This window comes from Antarcticimicrobium sp., from assembly GCF_029212575.1.
Classification (GTDB): domain Bacteria; phylum Pseudomonadota; class Alphaproteobacteria; order Rhodobacterales; family Rhodobacteraceae; genus Antarcticimicrobium.
Genome location: NZ_JARGPK010000095.1, coordinates 27,462 through 51,440 on the forward strand (window position 1 = coordinate 27,462; position 23,979 = coordinate 51,440).

Genomic DNA, 23,979 nt, shown 5'->3' on the forward strand with positions numbered 1-23,979 from the left:
CTCTTGCGCATGACCTGCGAATCCTGCTATGATGAAGTCCCGTGATGCTGCGGTTTTTCGACCGCTTCGGGCATCGGATTACAGGCAAATCACGGGAGCAGCCGAAAATGGCGCGATTCATCTTCATCACCGGCGGGGTTGTATCCTCACTCGGCAAGGGGCTGGCATCGGCGGCGCTGGGGGCCTTGTTGCAGGCGCGCGGCTTCTCGGTGCGGCTGCGCAAGCTGGACCCCTATCTGAACGTCGATCCCGGCACCATGTCGCCGTTCGAGCATGGCGAGGTCTTCGTCACCGATGATGGCGCCGAGACCGACCTGGACCTGGGCCACTACGAACGCTTTACCGGGGTGGCGGCGCGCAAGACCGACTCGGTCAGCTCGGGGCGGATCTATTCCAACGTGCTGGAAAAGGAGCGCCGCGGCGACTACCTCGGCAAGACCATCCAGGTCATTCCCCACGTCACCAACGAGATCAAGGATTTCATCCGCATCGGCGAGGATGAGGTCGATTTCATGCTCTGCGAGATCGGCGGCACTGTCGGCGATATCGAGGGGCTGCCGTTCTTCGAGGCGATCCGCCAGTTCAGCCAGGAAAAGCCACGCGGGCAATGCGTGTTCATGCATCTCACGCTGCTGCCTTTCATCAAGGCCAGCGGCGAGCTCAAGACCAAGCCGACCCAGCACAGCGTGAAGGAGCTGCGCTCGATTGGTCTGGCCCCCGACATCCTGGTCTGCCGCTCCGAGGGACCGATCCCGCAGAAGGAGCGTGAGAAACTGGCACTCTTTTGCAACGTGCGCCCGGAGGCGGTGATCGCCGCGCTGGACCTGAAATCCATTTACGAGGCGCCACTGGCCTATCACGGCGAAGGGCTGGACCAGGCGGTGCTCGACGCGTTCCAGATCAGCCCCGCCCCACGTCCCGACCTGACCCGCTGGGAGGATGTGGCGGATCGCATCTATAACCCCGAGGGCGACGTGAAGGTCGCCATCGTCGGCAAGTACACGCAGCTTGAGGATGCCTATAAATCCATCGCCGAGGCGCTGACCCACGGTGGCATGGCCAACCGGGTCAAGGTCGCGGTGGAATGGGTCGATGCCGAGATCTTCGACACCGAGGACCCGGCGCCCTATCTCGAGGATTTCGACGCCATCCTGGTGCCCGGCGGCTTTGGCGAGCGCGGCACCGAGGGCAAAATCAAGGCGGCCCAGTTCGCCCGCGAACACAAGGTGCCCTATCTCGGCATCTGCCTCGGGATGCAGATGGCGGTGATCGAGGCGGCGCGCAACGTCGCAGGTGTCAGGACCGCAGGATCGGAGGAATTCGACCACGAGGCCGGCAAGAAACGGTTCGAGCCGGTGGTCTATCACCTCAAGGAATGGGTGCAGGGCAACTACAAGGTCACCCGCAGCGCCAGCGACGACAAGGGCGGCACCATGCGGCTGGGCGCCTATGACGCGGTTCTGAAAGAGGGCTCCCGGGTGGCGCAGGTCTATGGCACCACCCAGATCGAGGAGCGCCACCGCCACCGCTACGAGGTCGACATCAAATACCGCGACAAGCTCGAGGACTGCGGTCTGTGCTTTACCGGCATGTCCCCCGATGGTCGGCTGCCGGAAATCGTGGAATGGGCCGATCACCCGTGGTTCATCGGCGTGCAGTTCCACCCCGAACTGAAATCGAAACCCTTTGATCCGCATCCGCTGTTCAAGGATTTCGTCCGCGCGGCGAAGGAGACCTCGCGGCTGGTGTGAGGATGACTGTTTCATACCCACCGCTGCGCCTGATCGCCTTTCTCCTCGTCCCGCTCGCCGCCCCGGTGGCGGCGCAGGAGGTGGTCAAGGTTCCCTATGCGGATCTTGAAACCCTCGCCCCCAACCTGGTCAGTTTCGACCGGCTGCCGGCGAAACCCTATCCGGGTTACAATTTCGACCATGGCATCGCCTTTCGCGGCGGCCTTCTGGGCGAGGCCTTCGCCGGCCAAAGTGTCGGCTCCGAACAGATCGACCGGGGCGGCCCGCATGACGTGCTGCGCGGCGCGCCCGACGCCCCGCTGGCGATCCGGCCCGGTGCGCCCGGCCAGGTGGTCAGCCTGTCGCTGCACGAGGGGTTCGGATCAATGGCGCTGTACCCGCTGGGGAAACTGGGCCAGCCCGATCCTCTGGCGCGCGGCGAGGGGGCGGTGGCGGTGCTGTTTCGCCGCGATGTCTGCGCCGTGGGTCTGCGCGTGCATACCGAGTACACCAGCCTCAACGCCGGCCACCGGGGCAACGTGACGCTCACGCTCTATGCCCGGGACGGGACGCGCATTGCGCTGAGGCAGTTGACCCTGCCCGAGGGGATCACCGAACACGCGCTATTCGACCCCGCCGCCCGCATCGCCGGAATGACGGTCGAGAACCGCGATCCGGGCGGCGTCGCGCTGGACGATCTGCGGTTTGGCTGCCCCCGGCTCACCGGTTGAGGGGCAAGCCGCTTGCCAAGGGCGCGCCGCGACGGCAGACTTCCGGCGCCGTATGAGGAGAACAGGTGATGCCAAAAGGCTATTGGGTGGGCCACGTGGATGTGCATAACGCCGAGGTGTACGAACATTACCGGGACGCCAACGCCGTGCCCTTTGCGGAATACGGCGCCCGCTTCCTCGTTCGCGGCGGCCGGCAGGAGGTTCGGGAAGGCGAGGTGCGCAAGCGCACCGTGGTGATTGAATTCGACAGCTACGACAAGGCGGTGGCCTGTTACGACAGTGCAGGCTATCAGGCGGCCAAGGCGATTCGCGAGGCTGTCTCGACCGGCGATCTGGTCATCGTCGAGGGGTATGACGGCTGAACCGCCCATGACGCGGGAAGGCAAAGGAAAAAGAAGGTTTGGCCATGTTGAAAAAGCTGTTCCAGTCCTTTCGGCCGAGCGCACCTGCGGCGCTGCCGGACCCGGACGCCGAACTGGCGCTCGGGGCGCTGCTGGTGCGGGTGGCGCAGGCCGACCGCGACTACCAGGTCGAAGAGATCAGCCTGATCGACCGGATCCTGGCGCGAATGTACCAGCACAACGCGATCGAGGCGGCCAAGGTGCGCGCCACCTGCGAAAAACTTCACGCCGCCGCGCCCGAGACCGACACCTTCGGCAAGCTGATCCGCGAGACCACCGGGCTCGAGGAACGGCTCGCGGCGATGGATGCGCTGTGGGAGGTGGTGCTGGCCGACGGCGAGCAGAAAGAGGGCGAGTTGAAGATCATCGAGGAGGCCCGCAAGGCGATGGGCCTCAGTTTCGCCGACAGCGAGGCCGCCCGCGACCGGGTTCAGGCCCGGCTCTGACCGCGCGCCCTTGGCGTCGGAGAGACGCGGCTATATATCGACAGTCATGTTCCGAGATTTCCTCACCCGGCTGACCCGGCCCGACCCCGACCCGCTGACCGAAGACGACGCAAGGCTGGCGCTGAGCGCGCTTCTGGTCCGCATCGCGCGCTCGGACAACGATTACGCCCAGGCCGAGCGCGACCGCATCGACCGGGTGACCGCCGCCCGCTATGGCCTCTCCCCCTTCGAAGCCACCGCGCTGCGCAGCCGCGCCGAGACGCTGGAGTCCGAGGCCCCCGACACCGTCCGCTTTACCCGCGCGATCAAGGATGCGGTGCCCTACGAGGACCGTCGCGCCGTGGTCGAGGCCGCCTGGTCTGTGGTGCTCGCCGATGGCGAACGGGCCGAGGAGGAGGACGCGCTGCTGCGGCTGGTGTCCAACCTGCTGGGCGTGAACGACCGCGACTCGGCGCTGGCGCGGCAAAGGGTGGCGCAGAGGTGATCGCCTGGCTGGGCATGTACGACATGGCCCCGCTGCGGGCCGCCAATGACAGGTACTGGCAGGCGATCCGCACGGCCCTGGGCGCGGGACCGGAAACCCTCAGTCGCGACGCCGACCCCTGGGAGGCCTGGCAATCGCCCGAGCTGCTGCTGGCGCAGACCTGCGGCATGCCCTACCGCACCCGGCTGCACGGGTCCGTTACCCTGGTCGCCACCCCCGATCACGGCCTGCCGGGCTGCCCTCCGGGCCACTACAACTCAGTGCTGGTGGTGCGCGCCGACGCGCCGGGCGAGGCGCCGGAGGCGTTCGCCGGCGGCACGCTGGCCTATAACGAGGCGCTGTCGCAATCCGGCTGGGCGGCACCCTCTGCCTATTTCGCGCAACGCGGCATCCGGTTTTCCACCCTGTTGCAGACCGGCGCCCATGCGGCCTCGGCCCGCGCGGTGGCTGAGGGGCGCGCCGAAATCGCCGGAATCGACGCGCTGACCTGGGCGCTGCTGAACGAACATGACCCGGTGACCGAAGGGCTCCGGGTGATCGGGGCAACCGCGCCCACCCCTGCCCTGCCCTATATCACCGCCGCCAGCCGCGACCCGGAGCCGCTGCGCGCCGCCCTGCGCGAAGCCGTCGCGGCGCTCTCTCCCACCGACCGCGCGGCGCTGCGCCTGGGCGGGATCGAGACCCTGCCGGCCAGCGCCTATCTCGCGGTGCCGACACCGCCGCCGCCCGCCGCCTGAGCCCTGCCCGAATCGACACCTTTCACGGCTGACCTTTGGTCAATTCGGCGGATTCCCCGGCCCATCCGGCATTTTGAAAGTTGCATTGAACCGAAATTTCCGCCCTAGTACCGTCCTGATACGCAACAAGACCCGGAGACACCGTGGCCGACGCAACGCCCGTCATCGAGATTCGCGACCTGCACAAAAGCTATGGTGAGCTGGAGGTGCTCAAGGGCGTCGACATCACCGCCCACAAGGGCGACGTGGTTTCGCTGATCGGCTCCTCGGGATCGGGAAAATCGACGCTGCTGCGCTGCGCCAACCTGCTCGAGGACAGCCAGCAGGGCGAGATCCTGTTCAAGGGCGAGCCGGTGAAATGGAAGGGCAGCGGCCAGCACCGCCGCCCGGCAGACTCGCGCCAGGTTCTGCGTATCCGCACCAACCTTTCCATGGTGTTCCAGCAATTCAACCTCTGGGCGCATATGACCATCCTGCAAAACGTGATGGAGGCGCCGCTCACCGTTCTGGGCCGCGACCGCGCCGACGTGGAGGCCGCCGCCCGCAAGTACCTGGACAAGGTCGGCATCGGTGACAAGTTTGATGCCTACCCGGCACAGCTTTCCGGCGGCCAGCAGCAGCGGGCGGCGATCGCCCGGGCGCTGTGCATGGAGCCCGAGGCGCTGCTGTTCGACGAGCCGACCAGCGCGCTGGACCCCGAACTGGAACAGGAGGTCGTGCGCGTGATCCGCGATCTGGCCGCCGAGGGGCGCACCATGATCATCGTTACCCATGACATGAACATGGCCCATGACGTGTCCGATCACGTGGTGTTCCTGCACTTGGGCCGGATCGAAGAACAGGGGCCGCCAGAAATGCTGTTCGGCGCGCCCAAATCAGAACGACTGCGCGGGTTCCTGTCCTCGACATCCCACGCTGCGTGACACCAAAAACCAGACCATAAGGGAGTATTTTCATGAAAAAGCTGGTTCTCGCCACCGCCGCCCTCGCGCTCTGCGCCGGGATGGCCTCAGCCGACACCGTCCGCATGGGCACCGAGGGCGCCTACCCTCCGTGGAACTTCATCAATGACAGCGGCCAGGTCGACGGCTTCGAACGCGCGCTGGGCGACGAGCTGTGCAAGCGCGCCGAACTGACCTGCGAATGGGTCACCAACGAATGGGATTCGATCATCCCCAACCTGGTCAGCGGCAACTATGACGTGATCATCGCCGGGATGAGCATCACAGACGAGCGTGACGAGGTGATCGACTTCACCCAGAACTACACCCCGCCCGATCCCTCGGCCTACCTGTCGCTGTCGGCCGATCTGGATGTCGAGGGCGCAGTGATCGCCGCCCAGACCAACACCATCCAGGCCGCCTTCGTGGCCGAAAAGGGCTGGACCCTGGTGGAGTTTGCAACCCCCGAGGAAACCATCGCCGCAGTCCGCAACGGCGAGGCTGACGCGGTGTTGGCCGACAAATCCTATCTCGCGCCGGTCGCCGACGAAGAGGCCGACCTTGTCCTGCTGGAGCGTGAAGAGGAGATCGGCGGCGGCGTCGGCATGGGCGTGCGCGAATCCGACGGTGAGTTGAAGGCCAAGTTCGACGCCGCCATCCAGTCGATGAAGGACGACGGCAGCCTGAACACGCTGATCTCGAAATGGGAAGTCTCCAGCACGTTCTGATCGCCTCTCCCCCCTGACCGCCCCGTCCCGGCCACGCCGGGGCGGGGCCCCTTGATTGCGCCGCATGTTCGAATTCTGCACAGATCACGAAACCCTGCCCCGGCTGCAATGGCTTGCCTGCTACCTCACCACGGGCAAGCATATGGGGTTTTATGCCTCGTTCGGCACCGTGTTGCTTTTGCTGGCGATCACCGCGCCGGCGGCGCTGCTGTTCGGGTTCGGCGGGGCCAGCGCGGCGCGGTCGCGCCTGCTGCCGCTGAACTGGCTCGGCAAGGCCTATATCGCGGTCGTGCGGGGCGTGCCGGACATCGCCTTTTTCCTGTTCTTCGTGATCGCGCTGGACCAGGCCTTCGAATGGGTCCGGCACCAGGTCAAATGCCCCGACTGGGATCAGCCGATCCGACAGGGCAACGATTTCGTGGTCTGCGCCGCCGCCAAGCTGCCGTTGGGCACCGCACCGCAATGGGTGCATGAGACCTACGGGTTTTTCGTCGCCGTACTGACCTTTGCCATCGTCTTCGGCGCCTTTGCCGCCAACGTGCTCTTTGGCGCCATGCGCGCGGTGCCGCATGCCCAGATCGAAACCGCCGAGGCCTATGGCATGAGCCACCGGCAGACCTTCTGGCGTGTGCTGGTGCCGCAAATGTGGGTCTATGCGCTGCCCGGCCTGTCCAACCTCTGGATGGTGCTGATCAAGGCGACGCCCTTGCTGTTCCTGCTCGGGGTCGAGGATATTGTCTACTGGGCGCGCGAGCTGGGCGGCACCGCCAACCCGCGCTTCACCGATTACCCGCATGGCGACTGGCGGATGTGGTATTTCCTGGCGCTGCTGGTCTTCTACCTCGGCTTCACCCGGATCTCCGAGCTGGTGCTCGACCGGATCATGCGCCGCCTCTCGCACGGCCAGGCCACCGCCGGGGGCGAGGCGCAGCGCCGCGCCAAGGGGGCCGCGTGATGAGCTGCTGGGTGACCATACAGGATTACGCCCTGCGCTCGATCGGGATCGGTGAGCGGTTGCTCCCGCGCGAGGATTTCACGCTCTGCCAGCAGTTCACGCTGATCGGCTCGGGGATGATCTGGAACGTCTACTTCGCGCTGCTGGCGCTCATGGCGGGCTTCTTCCTGGCCACCGCGCTGGCGCTGGGCAAGGCCTCGCCCAACCGGGCGCTGCGCAAGCCGGCGGAATGGTTCATCTTCCTGTTCCGGGGCTCGCCGCTCTTCATCCAGTTCTTCTTCGCCTATTTCCTGTTCCTCAGCCTCAAGGGGGTGAGTTCGGTCTTCGATCCCTTCACCTCGGCCTGGCTGGGTGCGCTGGTGGTGCTGTTCCTCAACACCGCCGCCTACTCGGGCGAGATCTTCTACGGTGCCCTGCAATCGATCCCGCGCGGAGACCTCGAGGCAGCCGATGCCTATGGCTTCTCCGGCTGGAAGAAGTTCCGCAAGATCACCTGGCCCACCATGCTGCGGCTGGCCTGGCCGGCCTATACCAACGAGGCGATCTTCCTGTTCCATGCCACCACGCTGGTCTACTTCTCGGGCTTCCCGGCCTGGCGGCAGAAGGGCGACGCGCTCTATTACGCCAGCTATTTCGCCGACAAGACCTTCAACCCCTTCGTCCCCTACCCGATCCTGGCGATGTATTTCATCCTAGTGACGCTGACGATCGTGGGCAGCTTCGGGCTGGTCAACCGACGGCTCAACCGCCACCTGCCGGCCGAACGGCGCGCCAGGCTGCGGCTGCGCCCGAACCTCATTCGGTAGCCGCGCCAGCACCAGACCGGCATAGAAAACGATCAAGGCGCCAGCGGGCGGCCCGTTCTGTCGCGGCTACCGCAACTCTCCCCTTGCGCGACGGTGCTTGCCGGGCTACCAATAATTTGATCAAATTATCGGCATCCCCTTTTCCCTGCCGGGACCGGGTCCGCGTGCCGAACGACCAGGTGACAGAATGCAGAACTATCTTCGCAAGAATCCGCAGGTCCATTCGATCCGGGTGGCCGCCGCCGACCTCAACGGCCAGCCCCGCGGCAAGCGGATCCCGGCGCGTTTCGCCGACAAGGTGGTCAGCGACGGCACGCGCTTTCCGCTGTCGGTGATGAACCTCGACATCTGGGGCGAGGATATCGACGACAGCCCGCTGGTGTTCGAAAGCGGCGACCGCGACGGCGTGCTGCGCCCGACCGAGCGCGGCTTTGTGCCGATGCCCTGGCTCAGTTCGCCCAGCGCGCTGCTGCCGATCTGGATGTACCGCGACGATGGCCGCCCGTTCGAGGGCGATCCGCGCCACGCGCTGGCCGCCGTGCTCAATCGCTACAAGGCGCGCGGGCTCAGGCCGGTGGCGGCGGTCGAGCTGGAATTCTTTCTGATCGACGACAGCGGAAAAAGCCTCCAGGTGCCGGTCTCGCCGCGATCGCAGAAACGGCGCAAGGCCGCCGAGATCATGTCGATCCGGGCGCTGGATGCCTTCGACACCTTCTTCGGCGATCTCTACGATGCCTGCGAGGAAATGGACATTCCCGCCGACACCGCCATTTCCGAGGCCGGGCTGGGCCAGTTCGAGATCAACCTGATGCATCAGAACGACGCCCTGCGCGCCGCCGACGATGCCTGGCTGTTCAAGATGCTGCTCAAGGGCATGGCGCGGCGGCATGGCTTTGCCGCCTCCTTCATGGCAAAACCCTACGAGGATTACTCCGGCTCGGGTCTGCACATGCATTTCTCGATCCTCGACGACGAGGGGCGCAACATCTTCGACGACGGCGGTCCGCAGGGCACCGACACCCTGCGCCACGCGGTAGCCGGATGTCTGTCTGCGATCCACGATTCTACCCTGATCCTGGCCCCCCACGGCAACAGCTACGAGCGGCTGGTGCCGGGCAATCACGCACCCACCGGCATCTGCTGGGCCTATGAGAATCGGACCGCGGCGGTGCGCATCCCCTCGGGCAACCCCGCCGCGCGCCGGATCGAGCACCGCGTCGCGGGCGGCGACGTGAACCCCTATCTGATGATGGCTGCGGTTCTGGGCGCAGCCTTGAACGGGATCGAGGACGGCATCGAGCCGCCCGAACCGATCACCGGAAACGCCTATGACCTGGATCTGCCGCAGATGCCGATTGACTGGGGCGAGGCCATCGACATCTTTGCGAACAGCACGATCATGCCGCGCATCTTCGACCCCGCCCTGATCCGCAACTTCGTGCTGACCAAGCGGCAGGAACTGCATTACATGGCCGAGCTTTCGCCGGCCGAGCAGGTGGACATCTATCTCGACACGGTCTGAACCGCACATCCTTGTGCGCCTCACGGCGACAGCCTAGATTTCGACCCAACCCGCAATCGGTGACTCATGAAAATCGGCATCCTGCAAACCGGCCACGCCCCCGACACCCTGATCGGTCAGATGGGGGATTACGACCAGATGTTCGAAACCCTGCTGGGCGGCCACGGCTTCACCTTCGACACCTACCCGGTGCTGGACGGCGTCCTTCCCGCCGGACCCGAGGCGGCGGACGGATGGCTGATCACCGGGTCGCGGCACGGCGCCTATGAGGATCACGACTGGATCCCGCCGCTGGAACAGCTCATCCGCGACATCCGCGACAGCGGCAGGCCCCTGATCGGCGTCTGCTTCGGGCACCAGATCATCGCCCAGGCGCTGGGCGGCAGGGTCGAGAAATTCGCCGGCGGCTGGTCGGTCGGGCGCACCGAATACGACATGGGCGGCGAGACCGTCGCGCTGAACGCCTGGCACCAGGACCAGGTCACCCAACGCCCCGAGGCGGCGCGGGTCCTGGCCAGCAACGCCTTTTGCGAAAACGCCGTCCTGGCCTATGGCGATTCCATCTGGACGGTGCAGCCGCATCCGGAATTCTCGCCCGAGTTCATCGACGGGCTGATCCGAACCCGTGGCAAGGGGGTGGTGCCCGACGCGCTGCTCGCCGATGCCGCGGCACACCTCGACGGGCCGCTGGACGATGCCCGCATCGTCCGTTTCATGGCCGAATTCCTCAAGAAAGTGAGGTCGCAATGACCGATTGGCTGAAAACCCTGCCCGAGGCGGCGCAGGCCTATCTCGACGGGCGCCGCCTGGACGAGGTGGAGTGCATTATTTCCGACCTTCCCGGCATCGCCCGGGGCAAGGCGGTGCCGGCCAGCAAATTCGCGCGGCAAGATTATTTCCACCTGCCCGACAGCATCTTTTTCCAGACCATTACCGGCGACTGGGGCGAGGCGGCCGGAGAGGACGGGTTCATCGAGCGGGACATGATCCTGAAACCGGACATCACCACGGCCTCGGCCGCGCCCTGGACCGGCGACTGGACGCTGCAGGTGATCCACGACGCCTTTGATCGCGACGGGGACCCGATCCCGTTCAGCCCGCGCAACGTGCTGAAACGGGTGGTCGAGCTTTACCGCGCCCAAGGCTGGAAGCCGGTGGTGGCGCCCGAGATGGAATTCTACCTGGTCGCCCGCAATGTCGATCCCGCCAAGGAGATCGAGCCGATGATGGGCCGCTCCGGCCGACCGGCGGCGGCGCGGCAGGCCTATTCGATGACCGCCGTGGACGAATTCGGCCCGGTGATCGACGACATCTACGATTTCGCCGAAGCGATGGGATTCGAGATCGACGGCATCACCCAGGAGGGCGGTGCCGGCCAGCTGGAGATCAACCTGCGCCACGGAGATCCGGTGAAACTGGCCGATGAAGTGTTTTATTTCAAGCGGTTGATCCGCGAGGCGGCGCTGCGCCACGACTGTTTCGCCACCTTCATGGCCAAGCCCATCGCGGACGAGCCGGGCAGCGCCATGCATGTGCACCATTCGATCATCGACATGGAAACCGGTGCCAACCTGTTCTCCGGCCCACAGGGCGGGGAAACCGATGCCTTCTACCATTTCATCGGCGGGTTGCAGAAACACCTGCCCTCGGCGATCGCGGTGCTGGCACCCTACGTCAACTCCTACCGCCGCTACGTGCGCGATCACGCCGCGCCCATCAACCTCAGCTGGGGCCGCGACAATCGCACCACGGGCATCCGGGTGCCGCTCTCCGGCCCCGAGGCGCGGCGGGTGGAAAACCGGCTTGCCGGGATGGACTGCAACCCCTATCTCGGCATCGCCGCGAGCCTCGCCTGCGGCTACCTCGGCCTGATGCAGGAGTTGCGCCCCGACCGCCAGCAGCGCGGCGACGCCTATAGCGACGAGCCGGACATCCCCCAGGTGATGGGCCAGGCGCTGGACGTGTTCGACGAGGCCTCCGACCTGCACGAGGTTCTGGGCGAGGAGTTCTGCCGCGTCTATGGCATCGTCAAGCGCTCGGAATACGAGGAGTTCCTGCAGGTGATCTCGCCCTGGGAGCGGGAGCACCTGCTGCTGAACGTCTGATCCCGGACATCGGGGAGTTTTCGTCCCGAAACGTACAAAACGCGAGGACAGGCATGAACCTGCTTTATTCCAACGACCGGCACGGCGAATACCCCGCAAGCTGGTACGCGGCCACCGCGCACGAGCTGGAGCGGTTCGCGCCGCTTGACGGCGCGGTCAAGGCGGATGTCTGCGTCGTCGGGGCGGGCTATACCGGCCTGTCGGCGGCGCTGCACCTGGCCGAGGCCGGGCTGTCCGTGGTGCTGCTGGAGGCGCAGCGCGTGGGCTTCGGCGCCTCGGGCCGCAACGGCGGACAACTGGGCAGCGGTCAGCGGGTGGCGCAGGACGGGCTGGAACCGCTTGTCGGCCGAGACGAGGCAAAGACCCTCTGGCAATTGGGCGAGGATGCCAAGGATCTGGTCAAGGGGCTGGTGGCGAAACACGGTATCGACTGCGATCTGAGGCCGGGCGTGGCCTGGGCCGGATCGTCCAAGGGCGACGTGAGGCACCTGCACGACTATGCCGGGCTGCTGCAATCGCGCTATGGATATGATCAAATCGAGGCACTGGATGCCGGGGCCTTTCACGCGCTCTGCCCCTCGCCGGATTATCGCGGCGGCGTGGTCGACTGGGGCGCCGGGCACCTGCACCCGCTGAACTTTGCCCTCGGGCTGGCGCGGGCGGCACGGGATGCCGGTGTGCGCATCTTTGAGGATACCGAGGTGTTGCGGATCGACGAGGGGCAACCGGCCCGCCTGACCGGCCCGAAGGGAACCGTCACCGCCGATCACGTGGTGCTGGCCTGCAACGGTTATCTCGGCGGGCTGAACGGCAAGGTCACCGCGCGGGTGATGCCGATCAACAACTTCGTCGCCGCGACCGAGCCGTTGGGCGAGGACGCCGCGAAAGTGCTGACCAAGGACATCGCCGTCGCCGACAGCCGCTTTGTCGTCAACTACTTCCGCCTCAGCGCCGACAAGCGTCTGCTGTTCGGCGGCGGCGAAAGCTATGGCTACCGGTTCCCCGCCGATATTGCCGCCAAGGTGCGCAAGCCGATGTGCGAGATCTATCCGCATCTGCGCGACGTCAGGATCGACTATGCCTGGGGCGGCACGCTGGCGATCACCATGAAGCGTCTGCCCTATCTCGCGCGGGTGGCGCCCAACATCCTGTCCGCCTCGGGCTATTCCGGGCACGGGGTCGGCACCGCCACCCACGCGGGCCAGTTGATGGCGCAGGCGATCCGGGGCGAAGCGGAGGGGTTCGACACCATGGCGCGGCTGCCCAACTCGCCGTTTCCCGGCGGGCCGGCGCTGCGCAACCCGCTGCTGGTGCTGGCGATGACATGGTTCTCGCTGCGCGACCGGCTGGGGATCTGACACCGCCGCCTGTTTCCCATCTGCAGCTCAGATCGTGCCAGCGGCCGGATTTTGCCCGTCGGGCGGTGTGTGCGCTTGGCTTTTCGCCTTCTTCGTTTTATATTTTTGAAAGGCTCTATTAAGGAAACAGAAATATGACACGCATCCCGAACGTCCATGACGCCGAGCCCATTCCCCCCGCCGCGCGCGAGGCCATCGACGCGCTGCTGCAATCGGGCGACCTGTTCCGCTATACCGCGCCGCAGGATGCGCCCGTCGCATTGCTGGAGCGGGAGTTCGCGGAGATGATCGGCAGCAAGTACGCGCTGGCGGTGTCCTCCTGTTCGGCGGCGCTGTTCCTGTCGCTCAAGGCGCTGGGCCTGCCGCGCGACGCGCGGGTGCTGATCCCCGGCTTTACCTTTGCCGCGGTGCCCTCTTCGGTGGTGCATGCGGATTGCCAGCCGGTGCTCTGCGAGGTGGGCGAGAATTACCGGGTGAACCTGGCCGATTTCGAGGCCAGGCTGGACCGGGACATTTCCGCCGTCATCATCAGCCACATGCGCGGCCATACCAGCGACATGGACGCGATCATGGCGCTGTGCGATGCGCGCGGCATTCCGGTGATCGAGGATGCGGCGCATTCGCTGGGCACCGTCTGGGATGGCAAGAACATCGGCACCATCGGCAAGATCGGCTGTTTCTCGTTCCAGTCCTACAAGATGATCAACGCCGGCGAGGGCGGGATAATGATCACCGACGACGCCGATCTGGTGGCCCGCGCGGTGATCATGTCGGGCGCCTATGAGCACAACTGGAAAAAGCACAAGGGGCCGCGTGGCGACAATACCGGCGCGCTGGAGGCTGCCTTTGGCCGCTGGCAGAACCGGCTGCCGCTCTATAACCTGCGGATGAGCAACCTTTCGGCGGCGGTGATCCGCCCGCAGCTGCCCGAACTGCTGCGCCGGGTGCGCGACGGGCGCGCCAACCACGACCACGTGGCGGCAAGGCTGAACAGCTCGCCCTTCCTGTCGGTGCCCGAACCGCTGGGACCGGAGGTGCGCGCGCCGGATTCGATCCAGTTCAACCTGGTCGGGCTGGACGAGGGCCAGACCCGCGCCTTTGCCGAGGCCGCCGGGGCCAACGGGGTCAAGGTGCAGGTCTTTGGCCTCAGCGCTGACAACGCCCGCGCCTTCTGGAACTGGCAGTTCATCGCGGATCTGCCGGAACTGCCGCAGACCCGGGCGATGCTGATGCAGGCCTGCGACGTGCGGCTGCCGGTCTATCTGAAGTCCGACCAACTGGATGCCATCGCGGAGGTGCTGATCGGTGCCGCCGCCGAGGCCGCCGGCCCGGTTCGCGCCTTCGGTACCTGAGGGACCTGGGTGCGGGCCCTGCCCCGCGCCGCACTCAAATCCCTTGTCAAACCGCCCAACGCGCGCCACGCTTGAGCCATGAGCGATCTTTCCCACGGCGCCGCCTGGATGGACGGCCGCATCCTGCCGATTTCCGAGGCCTCGATCGGGGTGACCGACTGGGGCGTGACCCATTCCGACATCGCCTATGACGTGGTGCCGGTCTGGGGCGGGGCGTTTTTCCGGCTGGAGGACTATCTCGAACGGTTCCTTGCCTCGGTCGCGTCACAGCGGATGGACATCCTGATGGATGCGGGCGAGGTGCAGGGCGCGCTGCACGAGATGGTTGCCGCCTCGGGGTTGAAGGGCGCCTATGTTTCCATGGTCGCCGCGCGCGGGCGCAACCCGGTCCCGGGCAGCCGCGACCCGCGCGATTGCCAGAACCATTTCTATGCCTGGTGCGTGCCCTACGTCCATATCGTCAAACCCGATGCGGCCGACCGGGGAACCACCGTCTGGATTGCCAAGTCGGTGCGCCGCATCCCGCAGGACAGCGTCAACCCGCGGGTCAAGAACTATCACTGGGGGGATTTCACCTCCGGCCTGTTCGAGGCCAAGGACAAGGGGTTCGAGACCACGATGCTGCTCGATCACGAGGGCAACGTGACCGAAGGGCCGGGGTTCAACGTCTTCGCGGTGTTCGGCGACCGGGTGGTGACCTCGGAGCATGGGGTGCTGCACGGGATCACCCGGCGCACGGTGCTGGAGATGGCGACGGCGCGCGGGCTGACGGTGGAAACCCGGCCGCTGCCGCTCGACGAATTGCAGGAGGCCGACGAGGTGTTCCTGTCGTCCTCCGGCGGCGGGGTGATCCCGGTGGTGCAGGTCGATGAGCGGCGGTTTTCCAACGGCGCGCCGGGCCCGGTGGCGCGGGCGCTGCGGCAGACCTATTTCGAATGGCTGGAAGAGCCGCGCTTTCGCAGCCCGATCCGTTACGACTGACCGCGCGCGGCTGGAACCGGGGTTTCCGGGGCGACCTATTTCAGCTTCGACAGCTTGTCCTGAAGCTCGGCGAGCTGCTTCTTGATCGCATCGAGGTCCTCGCTGCCGGCGCCGGGAACTCCGCCCTCGCCCTCCGGGCCGGACCAGCCGCCGCCGAGGCCGCCGGTCATCGCCTTCAGGAAGGCCTCTTGCTGCGCCTGCATCGCCTCGAACCCGGGCATCTTGGCCATCGGGTTCATCGCGCTCATGTTCTCCATCATCTTCGACTGGCTTTCGCGCAGCATCTCGAAGGAGGATTGCAGAAACTGCGGCATCATGCCGCCGCCCGGCAGCATGTAGGCGCGCACCAGGTCGTTCAGCACGTTGACCGGCAGCACGTTTTCGCCGCGGCTTTCATGCTCGGCGATGATCTGCAGCAGGTATTGCCGGGTCAGGTCGTCGCCGGTTTTCAGATCGACGATCTGCACCTCGCGGCCCGCGCGAATAAAGCCTGCGATATCTTCCAGCGTGACGTAATCGCTGGTCTCGGTGTTGTAGAGCCGGCGGCTGGCATAACGCTTGATCAGCAGCGGTTTCTGGTCTTCGGCCACGTCTCGCCCTCCAAACACGATGCGTTGCGGCAAACACTAAGCGAGCGCAAAACAAAAAGAAAGAGCGGGCCCGAAGGCCCGCCCCATTGTTTCCGATGCTGCGACGCGGCTTACTTGGCGCGGGCTGCCGGCTTCTTGGCGGCGGCCGCCGGTTTGGCGGCGGCGGTCATGTCGCTGGCGGCCTTCTGCATGGCGGCCGAGGCCTCCTGGCCCATGTCCTTGCCGGCGGAAACCATCAGCTCGACGGTGTCCATCTGCACCTTCTTGGCAATTTCGGCAAAGGCGGCCATGTTCTCGGCGGCGACCTCGGCCGAGGCCGACGCGAAATCGCTCATGGCCTTGGCATAGTCGGCCGGCTCGGCCTTGGCCTTGGCGATCTCGTTCACCTTGGCCAGGGTGTCCTGGGCCCAATGGCTGGACAGTTCGGCGGATTTGCCGGCGGCCTCGAGGGCCACGCCCGAGAGCTTCTCGCTCAGCGCGGCAGAGGTCTTGAAGGCCTCGTCCATGGCGGAGGTGTCCACGGGGAAAGCGCTCATCATGTCTTTCAGGATCTCGGAATAATCTTTGTTGGTCATGGGTCTGGTCCTTTAATTCTCGGGGTCATCCGGGCCGGGGCCCGCTGTCTTCTGAATTGTATATGAATGCTGCACTGCAGCAATTCAAGGCCCTTTTTGCTGCAATGCAGCATTTTTTTCATTCGCCCTGCCCGGGCGCCGTGACGGCGGCATGAAAGCGGCATGAAAAAAGGGCAGGTCTTTCGACCTGCCCTTGCGCTCTTGCACCGGTTGGGAGGAGAGAGGTGCAAAGCAATAGTTTGTTCGCCTGCCTTACTTGGCGGCGGCCTTCTTGGCAGCCGTGGTCACCTCGTCGGTGGCCTTCTTGACGGCTTTGGTCGCGTCCTCGGTGATGTCCTTGCCAGCGGCCATCAGCAGCTCGACAGTATCCATCTGCAGTTTCTTGGCGACTTCGGCGAAGGCGGACATGTTCTCGGCGGCAACCTCGGCGGAGGCCGAAGCGAAATCGGTCATTGCCTTGGCATAGTCGGCGGGCTCGGTTTTGGCCTTCGACAGCTCGGCCAGTTTGGCCAGCGTGTCCTTGGTCCAGGTGCTCGAAATTTCCGAGGATTTGCCAGCGGCTTCAAGGGCCACGCCGGTCAGTTTCTCGTTCAGGCTCGCGGTCGACTTGAACGCACCTTCCATCGCGGAGGTATCCACGGGGAACGCGCCCATTGCGTCTTTCATCATCGCGGTAAAATCTTGGGTGTTTGCCATTGTATCCGTCCTTAACGCTGTACGGGACAATCCCGTTACTCAACTCAGCCAAGGACAATATGCATGCTGCAACGCAGCATTTCAAGAGAAATCGCTGCACTGCAGAAAAAACTTCATAACCCCATGAAATCAGGCCTTTGACTTGGCCACCACATAGGTGCCAGGGGCCGGGGCCAGGCCGGGATGATCCGAATCACCGATGTCCCTGGCCGGAATCTGCTTGCCGGAGCGCTTCGACAGCCATTCCTCCCAGCGTGGCCACCAGGAGCCTTCGTGAAAGGTCGCCCCCTCCATCCAGGCGTTCGCGTCGCCCTTGAGATCGGAGTTGGTGTAATGGCCGTATTTCTTCTTGCTCGGCGGGTTCACGATCCCGGCGATATGGCCCGATTCCGAGACGATGAAGATCTTTGATCGCGATCCCATCTGCTGCACGCCGCGGTAGATGTCCTTCCAGGCGGCGATGTGATCGGTCTCGCAGGAGATCGACATCAGCGGCACGCTCACATCCTTCACGTGCAGCGTCTCGCCCAGGATCTTGATCCCGTCCTCGCAGAACTCGTTACGCTGGCACAGCCCGCGCAGGTACTGCGTCGTCATCCGCCCCGGCAGGTTGGTGCTGTCGCCGTTCCAATACAGCAGGTCGAACGCCGGCGGCGCCTCGCCCAGCATGTAGCTGCGCACCGCCGGGCCGTAGACCAGATCGTTCGAGCGCAGGTAAGAGAAGGTACGCGACATGATGTAGGAGCGCAGGATGCCCTGTTCGGCGACCTCCTCCTCGATCCCGTCGATGAAATCGTCCTGCAGGAAGGGGGTGAACTCCCCCTGGTCGGAAAAATCGGTCAGCGCGGTAAAGAAGGTTGCCGATTTAACCGATTTGTCGCCGCGCTTCTTCATCAGCGCCAGCGCCATCGACAGCGTGGTGCCGGCGATGCAATAGCCCACCGCGTTGACCTGCTCGACGCCGCAGATTGCCTTGACCTCGCGGATCGCGGCGAGAACCCCCTCCTCTATGTAATCCTCCAGCCCGATCTCGGCATAGGAGCGGTCGGGGTTGACCCAGCTGACCACGAACAGCGTATAGCCCTGTTCGACCACCCATTTGATCAGGCTGTTCTGCGGCTTGAGGTCAAGGATGTAGAACTTGTTGATCCAGGGCGGGAACAGCACGACGGGCGTTTCGTGCACGGTTTCGGTGCTCGGCTTGTACTGTATGACCTCCATCATCCGGTTGCGGTACACCACCTCACCCGGGCTGGCGGCGATGTTGCCGCCCACCTCGAATGCCTGTTCGTCGGCCAGGCGGACCACCAGTTCGCCGTCGTTGGCCTCCAGATCGGCGATCAGATTTTCCAGCCCCTGCACCAGCGACTGCCCCTCGGTCTCCAGCGCTTTTTCAAGCGCGTCCGGGTTGGTCGCCAGGTAATTGGTCGGCGACATCATGTCGACGATCTGCTGGGCAAAATAGCTCAGCCGCCGCTTTTCCTTTGCGTCCATGCCTTCGACCCCGGCCACCGCCTGTTCGATAGCCTCGGCATTGATCAGGTACTGCTGCTTGACGAAGTTGAAATAGGGGTGGCTGTCCCAAAGGGGGTTGGAAAACCGCTTGTCGCTGGGGCCCGGATCCTCGGGCGCGACCAGCTTGCCCTGCGCCAGCGCCTGCTGCGCCTCGGCGAAATGCTTGACCGATTTGCCCCAGAACTCGATCTGATCCTCCAGCAGCTTGGCCGGGTTCTGCATCGCCTGGCTCCAATAGGCGGTGGCGGCGCGGGTGAACAATTCCTGGTTCGGGGCATTCAGGGCCGGGTTGTGGGTGGTCTTGTGCGACATCACCTCCATCAACCGCTTTGAGAGGGCTTCGACCTTCCTGAGGTTTTCAGTCAATTTATCGAGATGTTCATGCCCTAGGGCGCCACCTCCATCGTCACTAGTTGTCATTTTAACGAATCCCCCCTACTCTTTCTGCTACGCAGAATACCGTCGCAGCGTTCGGGAGGCAAAGCGGCGTTTGAACCAAATGATACTGGTCGCAAACCGAGGAGACCCGAATGCGCTATATGATGACCTACGATCTGATGGAGACGGCCAGAAACGCCAACCAGTGGCTTGGCGCGACGGCACAGTCCTTCGCCTCTTACCCCGCCTTCAGCATGGCACCGATCCCGCTGTTCAACTGGATGGCTGCCTGGGGCGAGGTGACCGAGCGCACCTTCCAGCGCATGGCGACCAAGCCCGACTGGGGCATCCGCACCGTCACCTGCGAGGATGGCAAAGACCATGTGGTGGATATCCAGACGGTTGTCGAAAGGCCGTTCGGCGATCTCATCTACTTCAAGGTTCCGGGCCGGGACATCCAGCCGCGCAAGGTTCTTCTGGTCGCGCCGATGTCCGGGCACTATGCCACCCTGCTCCGGTCGACCGCCCAGAGCCTGCTGCCCGATTGCGAACTTTACGTGACGGACTGGCACAACGCGCGCGACATCCCGGTTTCCGAGGGCAAGTTCGACATCGAGGATTACACCCTATACCTCGTTGATTTCATGCGTCATCTGGGGCCGGATACCCATGTGATCGCGGTCTGCCAGCCGGCGCCGCTGACGCTGGCCGCCACCGCCTATCTGGCCGAGCAGGACCCCGATGCACAGCCGCTGTCGCTGACCCTGATCGGCGGCCCGATCGACCCCGATGCCACCCCCACCGACGTGACCGATTTCGGCCGCCGCGTCACCATGGGCCAGCTCGAGGAAACCATGATCCAGCGGGTCGGATTCAAGAACAAGGGAGTCGGACGTCTGGTCTACCCCGGGCTGCTGCAGCTCGCCTCCTTCATGTCGATGAACTCGGACCGGCACTCGCAGGCCTTTTCCAGCCAGATCCAGCGCGTGGTGCGCGGCGAGGCCGGCGATCACGACGCGCACAACCGGTTCTACGACGAATACCTGGCGGTGATGGACATGACCGCGGAATTCTACCTGTCGACCGTCGACCGCATCTTCAAGCGCGGCGAGATCGCCAAGAACGAATTCGTTGTCGACGGCCACAAGGTGGACATCGGCAAGATCACCAAGGTCGCGGTCAAGACCGTCGAGGGCGCCAACGACGACATCTCGGCCCCCGGTCAGTGCATCGCCGCGCTCGACCTGTGCACCGGCCTGCCCGACAGCATGAAGGCCAGCCATGTCGAGCCCGGCGCCGGCCACTACGGTATCTTCGCCGGCCGGTCCTGGCGCGACAATATCCGCCCGCTGGTGATCGAGTTCATGAACGCCAACAGCTCGGCCCCGGCGCCGCGGCGCGCGCGCCGCCCGGCCAACCGCAACGCCGCCGCGAGCTGACCGGAACGATGGCGCGGCGGACTAACGCCGCCGTGCTTGCCCTATCCCGACTGGGACAGACCCCGCGCCCGGCCGTCAGCCCGCGGTCGCGGCCCGAGGCATATCGAACCAGTGGCGCAGCGCCGCCAGCGTCTCCTCCGGGGCTTCGAGCGGCGGCAGGTGCCCGGCCGTCTCGATCACCGTCAGCTCGGCCGTGGGTATCAGCTCGGCCATGAAGCTGTGCCGTTTCACCGGGGTCAGCCGGTCATGCGCGCCGCACAGGATCAGCGTCGGCACCTTGCACTTGCGCAGGGTGCTCTGCTGGTCCCGGCGCCGCTGCAAGGCGCGGTTCTGGCGCACGAAAACCTCCGGCCCCAGATCGGCGGCCATGGCATAGACCGTGTTCAGCACCTCCATCCGCCCCGGCCCGGGGGCGAGGTAGTCGGGCTTCATCGCCTCGCGCATCACCGCGTCCAGCCGCCCGGCCCGCACGCTGACGATCATCGGTTCGCGCGCCGCCGCCTCGGGCGGAGATTCGGCCAGCGGGTTGGTATCCATCAGGCACAGTCGCGTCACCCGGTCCGGCACCCGGCGCAGGATCTCCATCGCCACGATGCCGCCCATGCTGAGCCCGGCCAGAGCAAAGCGTTGCGGCAATTGATCGATGATGTTCGAAGCGATCTCCTCGATTCGCTCGCCCAGGGTGACCGGCGCCACCATCACCGCGCGCTCGCGCGTCAGGATGTTGATCTGCGGCTCGAAAATGCGCGCGTCGCACATCATTCCGGGCAACAGGACGAGGGCTTCGGTCATGCGGGATTCCTTTGCTTCATCAACGGATACGGGCACCTGGCCCCTGTCGCCACCATGCGGTTTTCCGCCCGCGTCCACAAGCGGTTGCGACACTTGTTCAGGGGTAGGCGACGCCGCGAAAGGGCGGGAAATCGCCATGGCGCGCGCGCCGCTCCGCCGCCCGCTCGCCCGCGGCCTCTCCGGCGTGCAGCAGGGTGCCGCGCGGCGCGATATAGCTGTCGATGCGGCGCAGAGGCAAGGGCCGCCAGGCGATGTTGAAGGCGCAGAGCCTGGGAAAGAACCAGACCTCGGAAAACGGCAGGTGATCGTAGAGCCACCAGGCCAGATCGCGCCAGTCGCGCCCCTGCGCATAGCGGTCGGCGAACCAGGGGATCACGATGCTCGCCCCCGCCACCCGGTCCGCGCCGCGCCCGCGATCCCAGATATGGCATTCCAGCGGATGATCGTTGCGCGCGCAGTTCAGGCCGTTCTCGTTGCCGAACCGGTTCAGCGCCGCCGAGCGATAGCCCGAGCGCACCGCGATCCGGCCAAAGGTCTCCTCCAGAGGATCGAGCAGGGTTTCGCAGAACGCGCGGCCGGTCTCGATCGCCAGGTCGGGATCGTCCGGCAGGTTGGGGATGCGGTGAAAACTGCCAATCTCGGAATAGAGGAAATCGCGGAAATAGAAATGCTTCGACAGCCGGACGCGGCCCAGCTCCTCCAGCCCGCGCATGCTGCCCGGTGTCCGCATGGGCCTAGCGCAGCCCCTGCGCGTGCAGCCAGTCGACCATCGCCAGCGCCGCCGCCCCGGTCTGGCCCGGTGACAGGATATCGCCGGCGATGACATGGGCGTTCGGATCGTCGCCCGGCCCCATGGTCACCGCCTGTACCTGCGCGCCATCGCCCCAGCGCGCGGCGATCTCGCGGCTGATGTCGGGGCGCACCACCCGGTCGTCGTCCGACAGCCAGAACAGCGCTGGAATCCCCGCGCCGGAATAATCCAGTCGCGCCGCGCGGCGCACCAGCGCCGCCATCGGCATCAGCGCCACGGTGGGATAGGTGGTGGTCCAATAGCGCGCCTGCCCATCGTTCTGCGGCGCGAAGGCGCGCTCGCGCCCGGCCGCCAGCGGCACCCAGTAGCGCGCGCCGGGCAGGGTCAGCAGCACCGCCGCCGGATCGTTGATGCCGAAATTGGGCGAGACGAACACCGCCGCATCGACCCCCTCGGACATTTGCGGGTTCTGCAGCGCCACGGCGGCGAGGGTGGCACCGGTGGAGGTGGCGATCACCGCCACCCGCTCGCCCACCGCGCGGGCCACCGCCAGCCCCTCGGCCAGATCCGCCATCCAGTCGCCGACATCCGCCTCGGCCATCGCCGCGCCGCCGCGCCCGTGGCCGCGCAGCCGGGTATAGACCAGGTTCGCGCCCAGCGCCTCGGCCACCAGGTCGGGCACCGGGCGGATCTCTTCCGAGGTGGCGGAAAACCCGTGCACGTAGAGGATCGAGACCGGCGTCCGCCGCTCCTCGTATCCCGGGCGCCAGACCACCCGCTTCTCCACGCCCGGGGTGATGTCATCGAACCGGGCCTCCTGCCCGGCCAGATAAGTCGCAATGCCCGCATCCAGCGTCGCGGCCTCGAACCCCGCGTGGAGCGGCACCGCCTCATAGGGACCAAATGCCCAGAGCAGGGCCGCGACCGCACCGAGGGTAAAAAGACCGCGCCTCAACCGTTTACCGAACATTTACCATCACTCCGCCTCGACGACCTCTTCCAGCGCCGCCTCGATCAGCCCCAGACAGGGACCGTCGGAAAACCGGTGATCGGCATCCTTGACCAACGTCAGCCGCATGTCCGGACAATTCGCGTGATCCATCAGGCGCAGCGCCGTCTCGGTGGACACAGCGGTATCGGCGGTGCCCTGCAGACAGCGCACCGGGAACGGCAGCGCCAGCGGGTCGCGCAGCACCAGCCGGCGGCGGCCGTCCTCGATCATCCGCCTGGAAATGACATAGGGCTCCATATAATCGGACTCCTTCACCACATGCCCCTGACGCTCCAACTGCGCCTTCTCGGCATCCGTGAAACTGGCCCAATAGCCGTCCTCGGTGAAATCGGGCGCGGCGGCGATGGTGACCAACCCCTTGATCCGCTGCGGAATCGCCCGCGCCATCAACAGCGCCTGCCAACCGCCCATGGAGGAGCCGACCGGCACGATCCCGCCCTCGGTCAGTGCGCCCACGGCGGCCAGCGCATCCTCGTGCCAGTCGCCGATGCACCCCCCTTCGAAGGTGCCGCTGCTTTCGCCGTGGCCGGAATAGTCGAACCGCAGGAAGGCGCGGCCGCGCGCCCTGGCCCAGGCCTCGAGATGCAACGCCTTGGTCCCCTCCATGTCGGATTTCAATCCGCCGAGGAACACGATCCAGGGCCCCTGCCCCGTGCTGCGATGATAGGCGAGCCGGCGCCCCTGGGGCGTTTCGAGAAATGTCGTTGCGGGCATGTGATCTCCTTGGCCGGGATCATGCCGACAGGTGGCGCGCCGTGCAATCGTCAATTGCCGCGCGCCGGCGGCTCCAGGATCCATGGCAATATTTCCGATGGTGCGCTGCTGTTCGCAATGCGTCGCATGTGGATCAGGCAACCGGGCTGAACGGTGCGAAAACCGGGCCGGAGCCGCTGGAAAACCTGTCGCGGCGCTGACATAGAAACGTGATGCACCCGGGGCCGGGGCAGCTTCCGC

The 23,979-nt window shown here is 65.5% G+C and carries 25 protein-coding genes; 17 read left to right on the plus strand and 8 right to left on the minus strand.

What is annotated here, in order from left to right:
• Nucleotides 1–107: 107 nt before the first annotated feature.
• The 16 genes from P1U75_RS20025 (at nt 108) to P1U75_RS20100 (ending at nt 15,277) form a co-directional block, all read left to right on the plus strand.
• Nucleotides 108–1,751: a CTP synthase gene (locus P1U75_RS20025; RefSeq protein WP_300246566.1), complete on the plus strand. Its 1,644-nt coding sequence runs from the start codon at nt 108–110 to the stop codon at nt 1,749–1,751.
• A 2-nt stretch (nt 1,752–1,753) separates the two neighbouring features.
• On the plus strand, nt 1,754–2,461 hold the full coding sequence (locus P1U75_RS20030; protein WP_300246567.1) for a hypothetical protein: 708 nt from the start codon (nt 1,754–1,756) through the stop codon (nt 2,459–2,461).
• A gap of 68 nt (nt 2,462–2,529) precedes the next feature.
• On the plus strand, nt 2,530–2,823 hold the full coding sequence (locus tag P1U75_RS20035; protein ID WP_300246568.1) for a DUF1330 domain-containing protein: 294 nt from the start codon (nt 2,530–2,532) through the stop codon (nt 2,821–2,823).
• Nucleotides 2,824–2,867: 44 nt separating this feature from the next.
• Complete coding sequence (locus tag P1U75_RS20040) at nt 2,868–3,308, plus strand: TerB family tellurite resistance protein (RefSeq protein ID WP_300246702.1); 441 nt, start codon at nt 2,868–2,870, stop codon at nt 3,306–3,308.
• A gap of 46 nt (nt 3,309–3,354) precedes the next feature.
• Nucleotides 3,355–3,792: a TerB family tellurite resistance protein gene (locus tag P1U75_RS20045; protein ID WP_300246569.1), complete on the plus strand. Its 438-nt coding sequence runs from the start codon at nt 3,355–3,357 to the stop codon at nt 3,790–3,792.
• Complete coding sequence (locus tag P1U75_RS20050; protein ID WP_300246570.1) at nt 3,789–4,529, plus strand: PhnD/SsuA/transferrin family substrate-binding protein; 741 nt, start codon at nt 3,789–3,791, stop codon at nt 4,527–4,529. The genes P1U75_RS20045 and P1U75_RS20050 overlap by 4 nt, the downstream gene beginning before the upstream one ends.
• Before the next feature lie 143 nt (nt 4,530–4,672).
• Nucleotides 4,673–5,452 carry an ATP-binding cassette domain-containing protein gene (locus P1U75_RS20055; protein ID WP_300246571.1) on the plus strand — a complete coding sequence of 260 codons (780 nt, stop codon included), beginning with the start codon at nt 4,673–4,675 and terminating at the stop codon, nt 5,450–5,452.
• A gap of 32 nt (nt 5,453–5,484) precedes the next feature.
• On the plus strand, nt 5,485–6,198 hold the full coding sequence (locus P1U75_RS20060; RefSeq protein ID WP_300246572.1) for a transporter substrate-binding domain-containing protein: 714 nt from the start codon (nt 5,485–5,487) through the stop codon (nt 6,196–6,198).
• Between the two features lie 64 nt (nt 6,199–6,262).
• A complete protein-coding gene (locus P1U75_RS20065; RefSeq protein ID WP_300246573.1) occupies nt 6,263–7,153 on the plus strand; it encodes an ABC transporter permease subunit in 891 nt (296 codons plus the stop codon).
• Nucleotides 7,153–7,959, plus strand: coding sequence for an amino acid ABC transporter permease (locus P1U75_RS20070; RefSeq protein ID WP_300246574.1), 807 nt, complete (start codon nt 7,153–7,155; stop codon nt 7,957–7,959). Before P1U75_RS20065 ends, P1U75_RS20070 begins: the two co-directional genes overlap by 1 nt.
• A 187-nt stretch (nt 7,960–8,146) precedes the next feature.
• Nucleotides 8,147–9,481: a glutamine synthetase family protein gene (locus P1U75_RS20075; protein WP_300246575.1), complete on the plus strand. Its 1,335-nt coding sequence runs from the start codon at nt 8,147–8,149 to the stop codon at nt 9,479–9,481.
• Between the two features lie 66 nt (nt 9,482–9,547).
• Nucleotides 9,548–10,231, plus strand: a complete 684-nt coding sequence (locus tag P1U75_RS20080; protein ID WP_300246576.1) for a type 1 glutamine amidotransferase — start codon at nt 9,548–9,550, stop codon at nt 10,229–10,231.
• On the plus strand, nt 10,228–11,586 hold the full coding sequence (locus P1U75_RS20085; RefSeq protein WP_300246577.1) for a glutamine synthetase family protein: 1,359 nt from the start codon (nt 10,228–10,230) through the stop codon (nt 11,584–11,586). Before P1U75_RS20080 ends, P1U75_RS20085 begins: the two co-directional genes overlap by 4 nt.
• A 53-nt stretch (nt 11,587–11,639) precedes the next feature.
• A complete protein-coding gene (locus P1U75_RS20090; protein WP_300246578.1) occupies nt 11,640–12,944 on the plus strand; it encodes an FAD-binding oxidoreductase in 1,305 nt (434 codons plus the stop codon).
• A 134-nt stretch (nt 12,945–13,078) separates the two neighbouring features.
• Nucleotides 13,079–14,296: an aminotransferase class I/II-fold pyridoxal phosphate-dependent enzyme gene (locus tag P1U75_RS20095; protein WP_300246580.1), complete on the plus strand. Its 1,218-nt coding sequence runs from the start codon at nt 13,079–13,081 to the stop codon at nt 14,294–14,296.
• Nucleotides 14,297–14,374: 78 nt separating this feature from the next.
• Entirely contained in the window at nt 14,375–15,277 is a 903-nt protein-coding gene (locus P1U75_RS20100; protein WP_300246582.1) for an aminotransferase class IV, read from the plus strand.
• Nucleotides 15,278–15,312: 35 nt separating this feature from the next.
• On the opposite strand, the gene phaR is transcribed toward P1U75_RS20100, so the two are convergent.
• The 4 genes from phaR to phaC form a co-directional block, all read right to left on the minus strand.
• Entirely contained in the window at nt 15,313–15,867 is a 555-nt protein-coding gene (phaR, locus tag P1U75_RS20105) for a polyhydroxyalkanoate synthesis repressor PhaR (RefSeq protein ID WP_300246584.1), read from the minus strand.
• Nucleotides 15,868–15,977: 110 nt separating this feature from the next.
• Nucleotides 15,978–16,442 carry a phasin, PhaP gene (locus tag P1U75_RS20110; protein WP_300246585.1) on the minus strand — a complete coding sequence of 155 codons (465 nt, stop codon included), beginning with the start codon at nt 16,440–16,442 and terminating at the stop codon, nt 15,978–15,980.
• A gap of 252 nt (nt 16,443–16,694) precedes the next feature.
• Nucleotides 16,695–17,138, minus strand: a complete 444-nt coding sequence (locus P1U75_RS20115; RefSeq protein ID WP_300246587.1) for a phasin family protein — start codon at nt 17,136–17,138, stop codon at nt 16,695–16,697.
• 129 nt (nt 17,139–17,267) lie between these two features.
• Entirely contained in the window at nt 17,268–19,073 is a 1,806-nt protein-coding gene (gene phaC / locus P1U75_RS20120; RefSeq protein WP_300246588.1) for a class I poly(R)-hydroxyalkanoic acid synthase, read from the minus strand.
• Between the two features lie 110 nt (nt 19,074–19,183).
• On the opposite strand from phaC, the gene phaZ reads away from it, so the two are divergent.
• Nucleotides 19,184–20,470, plus strand: coding sequence for a polyhydroxyalkanoate depolymerase (gene phaZ / locus P1U75_RS20125; protein WP_300246589.1), 1,287 nt, complete (start codon nt 19,184–19,186; stop codon nt 20,468–20,470).
• 75 nt (nt 20,471–20,545) lie between these two features.
• Here phaZ and P1U75_RS20130 read toward each other — a convergent pair whose 3' ends face one another.
• The 4 genes from P1U75_RS20130 to P1U75_RS20145 all read right to left on the minus strand — a co-directional run bounded on the left by P1U75_RS20130 (nt 20,546) and on the right by P1U75_RS20145 (nt 23,739).
• Entirely contained in the window at nt 20,546–21,262 is a 717-nt protein-coding gene (locus P1U75_RS20130) for an alpha/beta fold hydrolase (protein WP_300246590.1), read from the minus strand.
• Between the two features lie 97 nt (nt 21,263–21,359).
• Complete coding sequence (locus P1U75_RS20135) at nt 21,360–21,974, minus strand: hypothetical protein (RefSeq protein ID WP_300246704.1); 615 nt, start codon at nt 21,972–21,974, stop codon at nt 21,360–21,362.
• 22 nt (nt 21,975–21,996) lie between these two features.
• Nucleotides 21,997–22,983, minus strand: coding sequence for an alpha/beta fold hydrolase (locus P1U75_RS20140; protein ID WP_300246591.1), 987 nt, complete (start codon nt 22,981–22,983; stop codon nt 21,997–21,999).
• 6 nt (nt 22,984–22,989) lie between these two features.
• Nucleotides 22,990–23,739 (minus strand): alpha/beta hydrolase, encoded by a 750-nt coding sequence (locus P1U75_RS20145; protein WP_300246592.1) that lies wholly within the window; start codon nt 23,737–23,739, stop codon nt 22,990–22,992.
• Nucleotides 23,740–23,979 lie beyond the last annotated feature (240 nt).

Excerpts from the sequence above, each read along its gene's own strand:
- P1U75_RS20095 (WP_300246580.1), top strand. The coding sequence starts at position 13,079 with ATGACACGCATCCCGAACGTCCATGACGCCGAGCCCATTCCCCCCGCC.
- phaC (WP_300246588.1), bottom strand. The coding sequence starts at position 19,073 with ATGACAACTAGTGACGATGGAGGTGGCGCCCTAGGGCATGAACATCTC.
- phaZ (WP_300246589.1), top strand. The coding sequence starts at position 19,184 with ATGCGCTATATGATGACCTACGATCTGATGGAGACGGCCAGAAACGCC.
- P1U75_RS20085 (WP_300246577.1), top strand. The coding sequence starts at position 10,228 with ATGACCGATTGGCTGAAAACCCTGCCCGAGGCGGCGCAGGCCTATCTC.
- P1U75_RS20100 (WP_300246582.1), top strand. The coding sequence starts at position 14,375 with ATGAGCGATCTTTCCCACGGCGCCGCCTGGATGGACGGCCGCATCCTG.
- P1U75_RS20075 (WP_300246575.1), top strand. The coding sequence starts at position 8,147 with ATGCAGAACTATCTTCGCAAGAATCCGCAGGTCCATTCGATCCGGGTG.
- P1U75_RS20110 (WP_300246585.1), bottom strand. The coding sequence starts at position 16,442 with ATGACCAACAAAGATTATTCCGAGATCCTGAAAGACATGATGAGCGCT.
- P1U75_RS20040 (WP_300246702.1), top strand. The coding sequence starts at position 2,868 with ATGTTGAAAAAGCTGTTCCAGTCCTTTCGGCCGAGCGCACCTGCGGCG.
- P1U75_RS20115 (WP_300246587.1), bottom strand. The coding sequence starts at position 17,138 with ATGGCAAACACCCAAGATTTTACCGCGATGATGAAAGACGCAATGGGC.
- P1U75_RS20130 (WP_300246590.1), bottom strand. The coding sequence starts at position 21,262 with ATGACCGAAGCCCTCGTCCTGTTGCCCGGAATGATGTGCGACGCGCGC.
- P1U75_RS20080 (WP_300246576.1), top strand. The coding sequence starts at position 9,548 with ATGAAAATCGGCATCCTGCAAACCGGCCACGCCCCCGACACCCTGATC.
- P1U75_RS20065 (WP_300246573.1), top strand. The coding sequence starts at position 6,263 with ATGTTCGAATTCTGCACAGATCACGAAACCCTGCCCCGGCTGCAATGG.
- P1U75_RS20135 (WP_300246704.1), bottom strand. The coding sequence starts at position 21,974 with ATGCGCGGGCTGGAGGAGCTGGGCCGCGTCCGGCTGTCGAAGCATTTC.
- P1U75_RS20070 (WP_300246574.1), top strand. The coding sequence starts at position 7,153 with ATGAGCTGCTGGGTGACCATACAGGATTACGCCCTGCGCTCGATCGGG.
- P1U75_RS20045 (WP_300246569.1), top strand. The coding sequence starts at position 3,355 with ATGTTCCGAGATTTCCTCACCCGGCTGACCCGGCCCGACCCCGACCCG.
- P1U75_RS20060 (WP_300246572.1), top strand. The coding sequence starts at position 5,485 with ATGAAAAAGCTGGTTCTCGCCACCGCCGCCCTCGCGCTCTGCGCCGGG.
- P1U75_RS20030 (WP_300246567.1), top strand. The coding sequence starts at position 1,754 with ATGACTGTTTCATACCCACCGCTGCGCCTGATCGCCTTTCTCCTCGTC.
- P1U75_RS20145 (WP_300246592.1), bottom strand. The coding sequence starts at position 23,739 with ATGCCCGCAACGACATTTCTCGAAACGCCCCAGGGGCGCCGGCTCGCC.
- P1U75_RS20025 (WP_300246566.1), top strand. The coding sequence starts at position 108 with ATGGCGCGATTCATCTTCATCACCGGCGGGGTTGTATCCTCACTCGGC.
- P1U75_RS20090 (WP_300246578.1), top strand. The coding sequence starts at position 11,640 with ATGAACCTGCTTTATTCCAACGACCGGCACGGCGAATACCCCGCAAGC.
- P1U75_RS20140 (WP_300246591.1), bottom strand. The coding sequence starts at position 22,983 with ATGTTCGGTAAACGGTTGAGGCGCGGTCTTTTTACCCTCGGTGCGGTC.
- P1U75_RS20035 (WP_300246568.1), top strand. The coding sequence starts at position 2,530 with ATGCCAAAAGGCTATTGGGTGGGCCACGTGGATGTGCATAACGCCGAG.